A 14,065-nucleotide genomic window follows, 5' to 3' on the forward strand; every position below is an offset into this window, starting at 1 on the left:
AGCAAATTTTTATAAGGATTGTATTTGCAAATTTCAGATTTAAAAAAAGAATTGATCTTAAAAAAAGGTATTTTGCATTTTGACTTCACAGCAAGTGCTTTAGCTCTAAAATGTGTAGAAAAAGAAATTTCAAAAATTCTCCCAACCTATGCAAACACACATTCTGATAGCTCTTTAAATTCTTTTAAAACTCAACAAATTTACGAACAAGCAAGAAAAGATATAAAAAAAAGTTTATCATTAGATGAAAATTTTGCCCTTATAGCCTGCGGAACAGGATCAAGCAGTGCTATTAAAAAATTTCAAGAATTGATCGGCATTTACATTCCCCCTCTTGTAAAAGAAAGATATTTTACGCAAATTGATAAAAATACTTTACCTTTAGTTATCGTAGGGCCTTATGAGCATCATTCTAATGAACTTTCATTTCGAGAAGGCTTGTGCGAATGTATTAGAATTCCCTTGGATAAAAATGGAGAAATTGGTTTTGATTTTCTAGAAAAAACTTTACAAAAAAACAAAAAAAGGAAAATAATCGCTAGCTTTTCTTTAGCTTCAAATGTTACTGGGATATTAAGTGATTACAAACGCATTTCTGAAATGGTTCGTAAATTTAAAGGGATAGTTGCTTTTGATGCATCTAGTTTCATTCCTTATAAAAACATATCTTGTCAATACTATGATGCGTTGTTTATAAGTTCTCATAAATTAATCGGTGGTATTGGCGGTTCTGGACTTTTAGCCATCAAAAAAGATCTTTGCGGAAACAAGCCTAGCTTTGCAGCAGGTGGAACTGTGGGCTATGTTTCTCGCACTTCACAATGCTACCTTTGCAATGAAGAAGCTTTAGAAGAAGGAGGAACACCTGGAATTTTACAACTCATTCGCGCTAGCTTAGCTTTTAAAATCAAAGATTCTATAGGGGTTAAAAATATAGAAAAAAAAGAAGAAATTTTAAAAGATTATTTTTTTGAACAACTAAAAACTATACCTAATTTAATTTTATATGCAAAGAATTTAAAAACTCGATTGCCTATTTTTGCTTTCAATATCAAAGGAATTTCTCCTTTTGATATCGCTTACGAACTTAGTAAAAAATACCACATAGAAACACGCGCTGGATGTGCTTGTGCTGGGCCTTATGGTCATGATTTGCTAGGCTTAAAAGATAATCAAAAACTTAAAACAAAACCAGGTTGGTTAAGAATAAGCTTGCATTATACGCATGAAAAAGAGGATATTGATTATTTTTTTAATGCTTTAAATAAAACTATAGTAAAATTATCGCATTAAAATATTATAGTTTTATTATTATGTATAAAAATTCTATCTTCAAAAACCAAATCAAGTGCTTTTGAAAGAACATCTTTTTCTATATTTCTACCTGCTTGCTGCATATCTTGCCAAGTAAATTCATGGTTTACAGGTAAAACAGCTTGAGTGATAATAGGACCTTCATCAAGATTATTATTTACAAAATGTGCCGTAGCTCCAATTATTTTAACCCCTCTTTCAAAGGCTTGTTTATAAGGATTTGCTCCTATAAATGCAGGTAAGAAAGAATGGTGAATATTTATAATCTTACCTTCAAAATGCTCAACAAAATCAGGAGATAAAATTCGCATATATTTTGCCAAAACCAAATAATCAAATTTATATTGTTCAAGACATTTTAAAATGTGACTTTCTTGCTCTTTACGATCTAAATTTTCAGCGCTGATAAAATGATAAGGAATTTCAAATTTCTCAACTAAATCCTTTAAAGAGTTGTGATTTGAAATCACAGCTTTGATATTTGCTTCAAGTTCGTTACTATAATGCTTTATTAGCAAATCTCCCAAACAATGACTTTCTTTAGTAGCAAAAACAACAATATCTTTTTTTCTCTTCTCGCAAAGCTCTATCAAGGCTTCTTGTCCAAGCATAGCCTCAAGCGTTCCTATAAAAGCTTCTTTATCAAATTCACCTTCTAAAAGAGCACGAAAAAAAAACATTCCTTCGCCTACAAATTCATCGTTTTTTACTATATTGATATGATATTTAAAAATAACATCAGAAATTCTATAGATTAAACCTTTTTGATCTTTGGTACAAATTTTTAATACAGAAATCATTTAGCTAAACCTTTTATATATTCTTTTAATTCATTCTCTCTTGCTTCTTGAAGCTTTAAACCAAGAATTTTACCACAAAATCCAGCATTTATGAAATCTTTTGCTAAAATTTTACTTTCAAACTTATTCTCATAAAGCCCTAATCTTTTAGCTTGTTCAATACGCTTTTTACTCCAAAGTCCAAGCCATTCCTTCAAAGGCATTTCAAAAGCAATTTTTGCTAGTTCAAAATCACTTATATCATCAAGATAAAAAGCTTGATTTGCGTATTTTAGGTATTCTTTTTTAAGTTTAGTTCTTTTAAAAAATATATCTTTTTCTAAATTAAAAAAATTCAAATACAAATACAAGAATAAAGCATCACTTTTTACAAATTCTCTACTTTGTCTGAGTAAATTTTGAAATTCCAAACTCTTAAAAACACTCTCAAAGCCAAAAATCTGTTTCTCTAAGCCAAGTTCTTGTAAATATCTATAGCCGACATCAAGTCTAGGGCTTTTAAAGAATTTATAAAGCTCTGCATTGATCCTATCTTTGCTAAGATCAGTAATATCCATACTTTGCATCAATTTCAAGCTTTCGCTAGTTATCTTAAAGTTAAACCTTGAAGCAAATACTACCGCTCTTAATACTCTTAAACTATCCTCTTGAAAGCTTTGTTTATCAATATGCCTTAAAAAGCCTACTCCTAGATCTTTTAATCCTCCGTAAAAATCTAAAAACTCATCGTTAAAAAGATTAATCATCATAGAATTTATGGTAAAATCGCGTCTTTTGGCGCCAAGTTTTTCATCATTGCAAATTTGAACTTCAAAACCTTTATGTCCATAGCTTATTTTATTTTCGGTTCTAGCAAGAGCTAAATCATAATTTTTAAACTTATATACAAAAAAACTTTTTCCAAAGCCTTGTGCGCCCAATTTTTGCATAATCTTTTCAAAATCTTTAGATTTTATATCATAAAGCTCTATATCATAGTCGCAAATTTTTAAACCTAAAAACAAATCCCTAACGCTACCTCCAACCAAATACGCTCGTTTAGTATAAGGCTTTAAAAACTCAGCGATAAACTGTAAATCGGGATTATTTTTTAAGCTTATCTTCGATATTTGCAAGCAAAAACTCTAAAAAATTTATGGTCAAGTTTAATCTATTTTCAAGATCATCTTTTTTTATACTATTTAAACCTTCAAAAAGAACTAAAATTCTCTCTCTAAGATGTTTTAAAAAAATATCCTCATTAAGCGTTTGAACCTCTGTCATAACACTGGGATTTAAAATTTCACTTTGTAAAAAAGGCTCTTCTTTTTTAAACTCTTTATTTTCCTGAGTAGAAATTTCAATATTATTTTGTATTTTTTGCTCTTCTTCAAATTTTGCCATAGAAATTTTATCTTCTAAGTCTTGCGGAGTATCAAGTTCTTCGCATACAAACTCCATAGGTGGTAATTCATCTTTTATTTCAGTTTTTCTGCTTAATTCTTGTTCTTTTAAAATTTCATTTTGTCTTCTTTGCTCTTCCATGATAGAGCTAACTTCGCTAATGGTTTTTTTAGCTAAATCTTCCAAATTCATATTTTTATCAACCACCTTTTAAATTCATTAATTTCTTCATCGCTTTTCATATTAATAAAAAAATCCAACATTTGAGTGTTTAAATCTTTATGCTTGGATCTAAAACCACTAAGACGACGAACCGCATCGATAGCGTTTTGGTTATCTGGATCTTCTTTTAAGATATTTTTATAAATTTCTAAAGCTTCGTCTTTTAACCCTTGAGCCTCATAGATAGAAGCTTCAGTGACTGTATTTTTCATCACTGTTTCCTAAAATTTTTCTTTAATTCTAGCAAAAAGCTTTTTAATTTATCTTTAAGAAAATAATATGATTTTTAATGTCTATTTTGTTTTAAATAATTTTTCTATATATTCTTTTTTTTCTTTCTCTAAACTAGAATTTAATTCTTTTTGTTCTTTTTTAACTTGCACTTTTAAATCTTGATTTTTAAAATACACATAATCAATTCCAAAAATAACACCAATTATAATAAGCAATGGGATTAAAAATACCATCTTTACACTTTAAGAAAATTGATTAAATACACTACCATAGTAGCGAACATTCTCAGCATTTTCATTTTTTTCTATCGTTTCTATTGCGCCACTATTGATTGCTTTTTGGATATCATCATTTAAATCTTGATAAGAAAAAACCATATTAATACTGATAATATTTGGCAATTTCTCAAGCATTTTATAAGAGTTTAATTCATCTTCTAAATTTTCACTTTCAATCACAACTATAATCTTTTCATTTTCACAAAGTTCTACAGAACAAAAAGGAATTTCAGATATAGCCTTTTTTAAATCATTTATATATTCTTCTTTTGCTAAAATCAAAACACTAGAAAGATTATTCATCAATACTCCTAAACATTATACTATCACCAAAGCCTGAAACAATAAAATCTTTATTGTTTAAAAAAATAATAAACTCACTCATCAAATTTTCATTATTAAAAGTTTTAACAGGCTTAAAATCACTTGTGCTAAAAACTTCACTAACTCCAGCTTCATTATCGCTATAAACAGCGAATTCTCCATTAGGACTTAAAGCGCAAGTATATATCAAAAAATCTTTTTGCAAAAAATTTTGCTCTTCATTTTTTACAACTCCTATACGCCTATCCGTTCCACAACTTAAAATAATATTATTTTTAAAATCTACTTGATAGATATTATCTTTATGCATTTTATCATAGTTTTTTAACATCTTCCAATTTTTCAAATCAAAAAGTTCTACTTCACCACTCTCAAAACCTGCAACCAGCATACTCTTATCTTCATTTAAAACTGCATCATTAAGACTAGAATGAGAAAAATTAAATTTTTTTATATTTTTTAAACTTTTATCAATCAATTCTATTTCAGAACCAATAGAAATCAAAAGATAAGTGTTTTCATTGATAAAAAATGCTTTTATTATGCTATTTTCTTCGAGCTTTTTGATTTGTAAATTTTCCTTATAAAAACTTAAATTTTTAGCACCAAAATCACCCTCGCTAAGTATTAAAAGTGTATGTTTAAAAATATCAATGTTGTAAATTTTAGCAAAATCATCACCATAATAATTTTTAATCTTTGGCAAAGATAAAAGTTCTTTTAAACTTTTATCTTTAATGTTATATTGTAAAATTTCACCTTTATCAGTGCCTATATATAAGTTTTGCTTATCTAGTTTTAAAGCTGTTATATTGGCATTTAATTTCAGCTCATAAGCATAAGATAAAACACAAAAAAGACTCAAAATAAAAAGAAATTTTTTCATTTATTTACTTTACACCCTCATTAATCACATCAATTAAATTTGAACGACTTTTTAATTGTTCATTTTTAAATTCAGGTTTAAAGCTATTTCCCACTAAAGGTTTTGCATCGCTTTGTGGAACATGACACTGAGTACAATTAAAACGACTATCGCTAATCATATCTCCTGTGGTTTTGTTGTGTCTAAAATCATAATAATGACTAGCAGGAAGTGGAGTTGCACCAGCATCTGCTGCTATAGCCTTATCATGGCAGCTTAAGCACATATTGTTATCTTTAGTTATAGGTAACAAATCTTCAATAGCATGCGGAATTAATGGTGGTGCATTTTCATAAGAACGCTCAAAACGAGTAGATTCCCCAGGCTGTAAAGTTGTGAAATTTGCCTCCACTAAATTTACTTTATTTTCATTTTCTAAACTTGCTTTTCTAAGTCCAATTTGTTCTGAACTTACCCCACTATTCATTGCGCAAGCGGCAAAAAATACCACTGCAGCACTTCCTAATAAAACCAATTTCTTCTTCATTATTTATTCCTTAAATCAAAAATATTAAAATTCAAAGCATCATCATTGCAAACTTCTATACATCTTGCACACCTTATACACTCTCCTGATTTCACGCTAGCACTTTCTTTTCCAACCATCCACAAAACCTGTTTTTCAGGACAAATACGGATACATTCATAACATTTAGTGCATTTATCACTATCATGCTTTATTTTAAGCAAAGCAAAACGAGAAATAAAAGCATAAAAAGCTCCTAGTGGACAAAAATGTGAACAAATTGCCCTAGGGCTTAAAAAAGTATCGATACAAAAAAGTATAAAGGCTACAAAAATCCAAGAACTTGTAGCAAAAATAATCCCTCTATGTATCATTCCTATATAAGAAAAACTTTCAAACACAGGTAATGAAAATACAAAAGAAAGGATTAAAACCAAGACTAATACAAAATAGCGTAAATTTTTAGGTAAAATTAAAAATTTATTATTAAGGGTTAATTTATTTCGCACAAAAGCAGCAAAATCTGTGATTAAATTAACAGGACAAACCCAAGAGCAAAAAACCCTTCCTAAAAGCAAACCATAGATAAAAAATATAATCAAAGCTCCTATTAAAGCCATTAAATCTATACTCCAGCTTGCTAAAATGATTTGCAAAACCGCAAAAGGATCGCTTAAAGGTATGGTATTAAAAAGTCTAGAAGAACTTAAATTTCCCTGCAAGATAAAATCTGTAGCTTTAAAACTAAAAAGCGCTAAAATTCCAAGCTGAACGATGCGTCTAGCAATTAAATACTTCATCACAGTTCTCCATCATTTAAATAATTGGTTGCTTTTTTAGCATTAAAATGTTTTGAAGTATCTGCATTTTTTATACGACCTTCATCTTTTTCATCCCAGCCTTTTACATAATGAGATCCTGCTTTTCCCAATACATACTCCCTTGGTAAAACACGAATGGCCGGTTTTTCAGTAATACAAGCAAGTTCACAAAGCCCACAACCTACACACACTTCATGATCCACACTAGGTAGTAAAAAAGCATGTTTGGCGGTGCGTTCATTGCGTTTAAGCTCAAGTTTTAAAGCCCTATCTATCAAAGGACAAGCTCTATAACAAGCATCGCATTGAATTCCCCAGTGTGCCACACAAGAAGCACTATCAACAATAGCAATACCCATTTTCAAGGATTCTATACCCTGCTCTAAATGCTTTTTATCTAAAGCATCAGTTGGACATTCTCTAATGCAAGGAATATCCTTACAAAGATAACAAGGAATTTCTCTTGCTCTAAAAAAAGGCGTGCCATTTTTTGGACTATCTAACAAGCTAGCGAGCTTTAAAGTATTATAAGGACAGGCTTTTACACAAAGCCCACAACGAATACATTTGCTTAAAAATCTAGCTTCATCTTCAGCCCCAGGAGGACGCAAGGCATAATTATCATCGGCTTTTAAAGTCAAATTAACCAAAAATCCACCTCCTGTACATAAACATGCAGCCTTAAAGGCGCTAACGAAAAATTCTCTTCTACCTTTCATTTAATCAAAACCCTAAATTAAGCCTTATAAATTTTTACAGCACATTTTTTAAAGTCAGTTTGTTTTGAAAGCGGACAAGTCGCATCCAAAGTAACTTTATTGATATATACATTCTCATCAAACCACGGCACATACACAAGTCCTACAGGCGGTTTGTTTCTTCCACGCATATCTACTCTTGCTTTTACTTTACCACGACGAGATTCCACCCAAACCAAATCACCTTGATTTAAGCCTAATTTCTCTCCATCTTTCTCACTCATATAGCAAAGCGCTTCAGGGACAGCACGGTAAAGCTCAGGCACACGCATAGTCATAGTTCCACTATGCCAATGCTCTAAAACCCTTCCTGTTGCAAGCCAGAATGGATACTCTTTACTTGGTCTTTCAGGTGCTTTCATAAATGGCCTAAAGAAAATTTTAGCCTTATTTTTAATACTGTGCTCTTTTTCATCTTTAGGAGCTATTAAATCTCCATTTGTAAGCATTTTGTTAAAATCACCATAAAAAGCAAAATCTGAATTTGGAGCCGCTTTTTTAGCATAATAATCAAATTTAGTATTAAATCTCCACTGTGTTTCCTTGCCATTAACCACAGGCCATCTTAAACCCCTTACTTTATGATAGGTATCAAAATCCGCTAAATCATGGCCGTGTCCTAAGCCAAATTTACGATATTCTTCCCAAAGGTATTTTTGAACGAAAAAGCCATAGCCTGTAAATTCTTTTCCATCACTGCCTTGAATTTTTCTCTCATCGCCTTTAACATCAGTATTATCAAAGCCTTTTGCGATAGCATCGTTTGGATTAAAGCTTTTTGCTTCTTTATTGGCAAATAGTACATCAAAAAGTGTATCATCTTCACTATAACCCATAGCTTTTGCCTCTTCTAAAACACTTGGCAAGGTAAGCTTATTATCCACTTTTTGCTCTTTCCAAACTTCTTTAAGCTTAAAGCGTTTTGCAAATTCTAAAATTTGCCAAGTATCACTCATGGCAGCACCTACAGGTAAGACTTGTTGTTTCCAATGTTGAGTTCTTCTTTCAGCATTACCATAAGCACCCCATTTTTCATAAATCATAGCACTTGGTAAAATAAGATCAGCTACTTTTGCTGAAATTCCAGGATAACAATCACTTACAACAATAAAATTATCCATTTCTCTTGCTGCTGCGATCCAGTGATTTGCATTTGCAGTGTTTTGCCATGGATTATTCACTTGCACCCATGCAAATTTAATTTTTCCATCTTCTAAATCTCTCATGATATTAAGATAAGGAGAACCTGGTTTTGGGTTGATGGTCTTTGCAGGAACTTTCCAAATTTTTTCAGAAATTTCTCTGTGTTTTGGATTTGCCACAACCATATCCGCAGGCAAACGATGGGAGAAAGTCCCTACTTCCCTAGCCGTTCCGCAAGCACTTGGCTGTCCTGTTAAAGAAAAGGCTCCACTACCTGGTTTAGCTTGCTTTCCTAGTAAAAAATGCACCATATAAGCTTGTTCATTTACCCAAGAACCTCTTGTATGTTGATTAAAGCCCATAGTCCAAAAACTTACGACTTTGCGATTTTTCTCTATGTAAAGATTAGCTAATTCTTGAAGTTTTTTCTTAAAATCTTCCAAAGACTCATTATCATCACCTTTGGCTACCTTTGCAGTGTATTCCAAAGTATAAGGGGCTAAACCTTTTTTAAATTCTTCAAAAGAAATTTCCCAGTTTTTATCAGCCACACCTTGATGTTTCATTTCAAATTTATCACCCGCTTTAACGCCAAGATAAGATAAAGAAGTAGCCTCTTCATCGTCTAAAGTGATTACATTTTCTTTTTCAACTGTATCTTTTTCACTTTCTTTAAATTTTGGATGATTTGGATTATTTCTCATACCATAACCAATATCAGCATAACCAGTTGCAAATACGCAGTGTTCTTTGATAAATTTCGTATCCATAGCCTCTGGATGATTATAAACAATCTCTCTTGCTATGTAGTTCCAAATAGCCAAATCTGTATTTGGTTTAAAAATAATTTCAATATCAGCAATATTTGAAGTACGGTTAGAAAAAGTGCTTAGATTAACAACTTTGACCTTATCAAGATTACTTAGTTTTCTATCACTTACTCTTGACCAAAGGATTGGGTGCATTTCAGCCATATTAGCTCCCCAAGTGATGATAGTATCTGTAAGTTCTATATCATCATAACAGCCTGATGGCTCATCTACACCAAAAGTTTGCATAAAACCAACCACTGCAGAGGCCATACAATGTCTTGCATTTGGATCGATATTGTTTGTTCTAAAACCCGCTTTTGCAAGTTTTAAAGCAGCATAACCTTCTTGGATAGTGTATTGCCCACTACCAAAAATCCCTATACCTGTAACGCCGAGTTCATTGTAGGCTTTTTTAAATTGTTTTTCCATTTCATCAAAAGCTCTTTGCCAAGAAACCTGTTGAAATTTGCCTTTTTTATCAAATTCGCCTTTTTCATTCATGCGAAGCAAAGGCATAACAAGGCGATCTTCACCATACATGATTTTAGCATTAAAATAACCTTTGATACAATTAAGTCCGCGATTTACGGGTGCTGCAGGATCACCTTTTGTTGCTACGATTTTGCCATCTTTTCTGGCTATCATAATTCCACAGCCAGTTCCACAAAATCTACAAACAGCCTTATCCCATTTCCAATCTTCTTCTTGCGCGCCAAGCATAGAGCTTGGAACACTGAGTCCTGCAACACTAGCAGCACTTGCAATAGCGGTATTTTTAATAAAATCCCTTCTATTCATCCTTATTCCTCCAAAATAAAAAAATCATCTTATTATAAAAAATGGAGTATAAAAATCTCTTGAAATTTTAATAAAAATAATAATTTTAAAGCTCTATTTTATAGGAGTTTTATTGTCCTTTTTATATTATTCTTACACAAAATAAATATTAAAAATAATCAACTTAAAATAATAAAAAAATGAAGATGTAAAAATTAAGCCCTAAGAATGGGCTTAATCAAAATTAATGGCAACCACAACCACCGCAGCAGCTAGAACCACCAAAAAATGCATCAAGTTTTGCAATATCTGGCATTTCTGTGATTTCATTTACAAGTTCTTTATATGCCACTTTACCCTCTTTAATCACAAATACGGCACGAGCTAAAAGCCCTTCTAAAGCACCTTCATTTATCAAAACACCATATTTTTCACCAAATTCTTTTGCCACAAAATCACTTGCAACACTTAAATTTTCAATACCTTCTGTACTGCAAAATCTTCCCATAGCAAAAGGCAAGTCCATACTTACTATAATCACTTCAGCACCATTGTAGCTGGCTACTTTTTTATTAAATTCTCTAGCTTCTGTAGCACAAACTGGTGTATCTAAGCTTGGAACACTTAAAATGATTTGAGTTTTACCCGCTGCACCGATTTCAATCACGCTTAAATCTTTAGCTTTAAGATTTACCTTAGGAGCATCTGCTCCAACTTCTACTGAATTTCCTTTAAGTTTTACAGAATTTCCTTTAAAATTTACTGTACTCATTTAATTTCCTTTTTTGATATTTTAAACATTATTGCAATTAATGTTTTAGGAGCGATTATATCCTATAAACATTAATTATTTTTAATTTCACTGAAAATTATTTTACTTCTTTCCAAGTATATTTTTTCCACACTTTTTGAGCTTCTTTACTCTTAATAAAATCGACAAATTCTAAAGCTTTTTTATTTTCTAAACCTTTTTTTGTAGGAGCTATTTCAGCTGCACGATAAATCACTGCATTTTTATCTTTGATAAATAAAGCTTTATCATCGCCTAAAGCCTTTGCCCAATGAGACCAAATGATTAAAGCATCAATATTTGGATTGTTATTCCACTCATCTACAGCAGCTTTGGAATTTTTAGCATAAATTTTTATATTTTTACGTAATTTTACCAAATTTTCTCTTTTTACACTTTTTAAAGCCATATCTTCATAAAGTCCAACTTGTCCTGCACCATCAACCACCATAACATTTACGCCATCTTTTAAAATGTCTTCAAAATTTTTAATATTTTTTGGATTATTTGGACGCACGATAATGCCTGATGGACGCATATTTAAAACGCTTAAATTTTCTAAACTTAAACTTGGAATTTTTTAGCAAAATCATCCATCATTGAAGTATTGCCTGAAAAAATCAAATCTGCATTTTCTTTTGCTTTATCTATCCAAGCTGGAGTTGGACCTGCGGTTACAATCACCTTTTCTTTTGTTTTTTCTTCAAATTTTAAAGCAAGCTCTTTTAGTACAGGAGCAGGACCACCTGGACCATAAACTAAAATTTCAGCATTTAAAAAACTTGCTGCTACTAAACTTAAAAAATTAATATTTTTTTCATAAAATAAACCTTTCTTTAATAATATAACTTACTTGAAAGAAAATTCTATCAATCTATAGTTAACTCTCCCTTGCAAAGCCCTGCTTCTATAAGAAAACGAGAAGGAGTAAAAGAAGTTTTTTTGTTTTTATCATATTTAGCATAACTTAAATAAAGTATATTTTTTGCCCTAGTTACCGCAACATAAAAAAGTCTTCTTTCTTCTTCTAAGCTTCCACCCATTCCCATAAGCTTTTGATTAGGAAAGCGACCTTGCGCAAGATCAATCACAAAAACAAGATCAAATTCCAAGCCCTTACTTGCATGCACGCTAAGCAAATTAACTCCTTTGCCACTACTCATTTCGCTTGCACCTAAAGTTAGAAAATTATAATACTTGTAAATATCGCTATAATTTTTTGTAAGCTCTTTTAAAACATTGAATTTTGTTTCTATTTTTTCTAAATTTTCACTCTTTCTTAATAAATCCACCTGCCCTGCTTTATTTGTCGCTCTTTTGGTTGCAAGTTCTTCGCAAATTTCTCTATAAAAAGAATTTTCACAAATTAAATTTACCAAAGTCAAAGAATGTTTTATTTCCATAGCTTTTTTTAAAAAAAGATAGATTTTTTCCAAATTTCTAGCGCACAAATCATTGATTTTTGAAAGTCTTAAAATAGGATGTGCATCAAATTCACTCTCAAATTTAAAACGAGTTTCGCTGGCTAATTCTTCCAAATCTGCAAAAAGCCCAAGTTGATAATTTCTTTTTTGATGATTTTGCAAATTTACATTTTTATCAGGATCTAAAAAACCTTTTATTAAATTTCCATGCCCTAATTTTAAAAGTGCGTCAAAAATTTCTTTTGCTAAAACTCCACCCACACCTTTGGTATATTGAACCAAATGAATAAAAGCCATGATATCTTTAGGATTTACCACAAGCGCAAGCATGGAGCTAAAAGCTTTAACTTCCAAACTTTCAAAAAAACTTCCACTTCCCTTTCTCACACTTGCAATGCCCTGCTCCCTTAAAGCTACTTCAACCCCATCAGCACTTGAGTTGTTGCGAAAAATCACGGCAATTTCTTCCAAACTTACTCCGCTTGTAAGTATCATTTTGGCTATATTTTGATACTGATCAAATAATTCTTCAAAAGTAAGCAAAGATGGGGCTTTAAACTCATCATTTCTTGTAACAATAAGTTCTTTTGGATATAATCTTTCGTTATTTAAAATCACTTTATTAGCCAAAGCTAAAATACTTCTTGATGAACGGTAGTTTTTATTTAAAGAAAAAATTTTTGCATCTTTAAAACGATCTTTAAACCCACCTATGATATTAATATCCGCTCCATTAAAAGCATAAATACTTTGATCATAATCCCCTACGCAAAACAAACTTTTACTATGAAAAGCCTCTATTAAGGAACTTTGCAAAGTATTTGTGTCTTGATATTCATCCACTAAAATTTCATCAAATTCATATTTTTCTTCTTTTAAAAGCTCTTTTAGATTGATAAGTAAGTCATTAAAATCTACATAATTAAAACGCTTTTTTTCATTATCATATTCTTTTAAAATATCTTCATAAATTTCAGCATAAATACTTTGTTCTTCATAGTTTTGACAAAACCAAGTATAAAAATCTTGATTGTGTGCTTTGTTTTGAAACAAAGAATAAAGATCATATAAATAACTTGATTGATAAGGTTTTATATCACTTAAATGCCTAAAGGTTCTTTTTTCATAGACACTTTTAAGTAGAGTTTTTAACTCGCTTGCTTGCTTTAAAATTATATTTTTATCCGCATTTCTAAGTAAGGTATAAGCCGTACTATGAAAAGTTCCTGCAAGTATTTTACTGGTAATATTTTTATCAAAAAATTTCCCTAAACGCCCTATCATTTCTTTACTGGCTTTATTTGTGAAAGTCAAAAGCATAATTTTTTGAGGTGCCACTCCCTTGCTTAAAAGATAAGAAATTCTTGCAACAATAGTAGAAGTTTTTCCCGTCCCTGCACTTGCAATAACAAGATTGTGTCCAAAATCAGCAGTAGCAGCAAGATATTGTTCATTATTTAATTTTGAAAGTGGCATTATTTTCCTTATAAAAGTTAAAATTATAAAAAAAAATTACTTAAAAATATAAAAATTTAAAATTACTTTATATTAGATTATAGTACAATGCTAAAATTATTTAACTTTCTGTTTTTAA

Annotated in this window: 14 protein-coding genes and 1 pseudogene; 1 reads left to right on the forward strand and 14 read right to left on the reverse strand. The window is 30.8% G+C overall.

Annotated features, from left to right (window positions below; genetic code table 11):
* Positions 1-18: 18 nt before the first annotated feature.
* Positions 19-1,293, forward strand: a complete 1,275-nt coding sequence (locus AJN58_RS05715; RefSeq protein ID WP_074469910.1) for an aminotransferase class V-fold PLP-dependent enzyme — start codon at positions 19-21, stop codon at positions 1,291-1,293.
* Here the strand turns inward: AJN58_RS05715 and purU are convergent.
* The 14 genes and pseudogenes from purU to AJN58_RS05785 all read right to left on the reverse strand — a co-directional run bounded on the left by purU (position 1,290) and on the right by AJN58_RS05785 (position 13,947).
* Positions 1,290-2,114: a formyltetrahydrofolate deformylase gene (gene purU / locus AJN58_RS05720; RefSeq protein ID WP_070292070.1), complete on the reverse strand. Its 825-nt coding sequence runs from the start codon at positions 2,112-2,114 to the stop codon at positions 1,290-1,292. The two genes, AJN58_RS05715 and purU, sit on opposite strands and share 4 nt — an antisense overlap.
* Complete coding sequence (locus tag AJN58_RS05725; protein ID WP_070275160.1) at positions 2,111-3,229, reverse strand: CCA tRNA nucleotidyltransferase; 1,119 nt, start codon at positions 3,227-3,229, stop codon at positions 2,111-2,113. Before AJN58_RS05725 ends, purU begins: the two co-directional genes overlap by 4 nt.
* The gene (locus AJN58_RS05730) at positions 3,198-3,689 is read right to left on the reverse strand and encodes a CiaD-like domain-containing protein (RefSeq protein ID WP_044794316.1); all 492 of its coding nucleotides are present in this window, start codon (positions 3,687-3,689) and stop codon (positions 3,198-3,200) included. Before AJN58_RS05730 ends, AJN58_RS05725 begins: the two co-directional genes overlap by 32 nt.
* On the reverse strand, positions 3,686-3,934 hold the full coding sequence (locus tag AJN58_RS05735; protein WP_002859818.1) for a tetratricopeptide repeat protein: 249 nt from the start codon (positions 3,932-3,934) through the stop codon (positions 3,686-3,688). The genes AJN58_RS05730 and AJN58_RS05735 overlap by 4 nt, the downstream gene beginning before the upstream one ends.
* A gap of 78 nt (positions 3,935-4,012) precedes the next feature.
* Positions 4,013-4,186, reverse strand: coding sequence for a Sec-independent protein translocase subunit TatA2 (gene tatA2 / locus AJN58_RS05740; RefSeq protein WP_002852615.1), 174 nt, complete (start codon positions 4,184-4,186; stop codon positions 4,013-4,015).
* 9 nt (positions 4,187-4,195) lie between these two features.
* The gene (locus AJN58_RS05745; RefSeq protein ID WP_002852435.1) at positions 4,196-4,534 is read right to left on the reverse strand and encodes a chaperone NapD; all 339 of its coding nucleotides are present in this window, start codon (positions 4,532-4,534) and stop codon (positions 4,196-4,198) included.
* Positions 4,527-5,441, reverse strand: a complete 915-nt coding sequence (locus AJN58_RS05750; RefSeq protein WP_070275161.1) for a WD40 repeat domain-containing protein — start codon at positions 5,439-5,441, stop codon at positions 4,527-4,529. Before AJN58_RS05750 ends, AJN58_RS05745 begins: the two co-directional genes overlap by 8 nt.
* A 4-nt stretch (positions 5,442-5,445) precedes the next feature.
* The gene (locus AJN58_RS05755; protein WP_010891887.1) at positions 5,446-5,970 is read right to left on the reverse strand and encodes a nitrate reductase cytochrome c-type subunit; all 525 of its coding nucleotides are present in this window, start codon (positions 5,968-5,970) and stop codon (positions 5,446-5,448) included.
* Positions 5,967-6,749: a quinol dehydrogenase ferredoxin subunit NapH gene (napH, locus tag AJN58_RS05760; protein ID WP_074469907.1), complete on the reverse strand. Its 783-nt coding sequence runs from the start codon at positions 6,747-6,749 to the stop codon at positions 5,967-5,969. The genes AJN58_RS05755 and napH overlap by 4 nt, the downstream gene beginning before the upstream one ends.
* Positions 6,746-7,486: a ferredoxin-type protein NapG gene (gene napG / locus AJN58_RS05765; RefSeq protein WP_070275162.1), complete on the reverse strand. Its 741-nt coding sequence runs from the start codon at positions 7,484-7,486 to the stop codon at positions 6,746-6,748. The genes napH and napG overlap by 4 nt, the downstream gene beginning before the upstream one ends.
* Positions 7,487-7,503: 17 nt before the next feature.
* Positions 7,504-10,278: a periplasmic nitrate reductase subunit alpha gene (gene napA / locus AJN58_RS05770; RefSeq protein ID WP_070275163.1), complete on the reverse strand. Its 2,775-nt coding sequence runs from the start codon at positions 10,276-10,278 to the stop codon at positions 7,504-7,506.
* Positions 10,279-10,501: 223 nt separating this feature from the next.
* Positions 10,502-11,029 (reverse strand): thiol peroxidase, encoded by a 528-nt coding sequence (tpx, locus tag AJN58_RS05775; protein WP_070276072.1) that lies wholly within the window; start codon positions 11,027-11,029, stop codon positions 10,502-10,504.
* 97 nt (positions 11,030-11,126) lie between these two features.
* Positions 11,127-11,893: pseudogene (gene peb2 / locus AJN58_RS05780) on the reverse strand (AcfC family adhesin PEB2).
* A gap of 23 nt (positions 11,894-11,916) precedes the next feature.
* The gene (locus AJN58_RS05785; RefSeq protein ID WP_070275165.1) at positions 11,917-13,947 is read right to left on the reverse strand and encodes an ATP-dependent helicase; all 2,031 of its coding nucleotides are present in this window, start codon (positions 13,945-13,947) and stop codon (positions 11,917-11,919) included.
* Between the last annotated feature and the right edge of the window lie 118 nt (positions 13,948-14,065).

Source organism: Campylobacter sp. BCW_4321 (assembly GCF_001763075.1).
GTDB lineage: Bacteria > Campylobacterota > Campylobacteria > Campylobacterales > Campylobacteraceae > Campylobacter_D > Campylobacter_D jejuni.

Coding starts and splice junctions, on each gene's coding strand:
- purU (WP_070292070.1), bottom strand. CDS start 2,114: ATGATTTCTGTATTAAAAATTTGTACCAAAGATCAAAAAGGTTTAATC.
- AJN58_RS05730 (WP_044794316.1), bottom strand. CDS start 3,689: ATGAATTTGGAAGATTTAGCTAAAAAAACCATTAGCGAAGTTAGCTCT.
- tatA2 (WP_002852615.1), bottom strand. CDS start 4,186: ATGGTATTTTTAATCCCATTGCTTATTATAATTGGTGTTATTTTTGGA.
- AJN58_RS05745 (WP_002852435.1), bottom strand. CDS start 4,534: ATGAATAATCTTTCTAGTGTTTTGATTTTAGCAAAAGAAGAATATATA.
- AJN58_RS05750 (WP_070275161.1), bottom strand. CDS start 5,441: ATGAAAAAATTTCTTTTTATTTTGAGTCTTTTTTGTGTTTTATCTTAT.
- napG (WP_070275162.1), bottom strand. CDS start 7,486: ATGAAAGGTAGAAGAGAATTTTTCGTTAGCGCCTTTAAGGCTGCATGT.
- napA (WP_070275163.1), bottom strand. CDS start 10,278: ATGAATAGAAGGGATTTTATTAAAAATACCGCTATTGCAAGTGCTGCT.
- tpx (WP_070276072.1), bottom strand. CDS start 11,029: ATGAGTACAGTAAATTTTAAAGGAAATTCTGTAAAACTTAAAGGAAAT.
- AJN58_RS05785 (WP_070275165.1), bottom strand. CDS start 13,947: ATGCCACTTTCAAAATTAAATAATGAACAATATCTTGCTGCTACTGCT.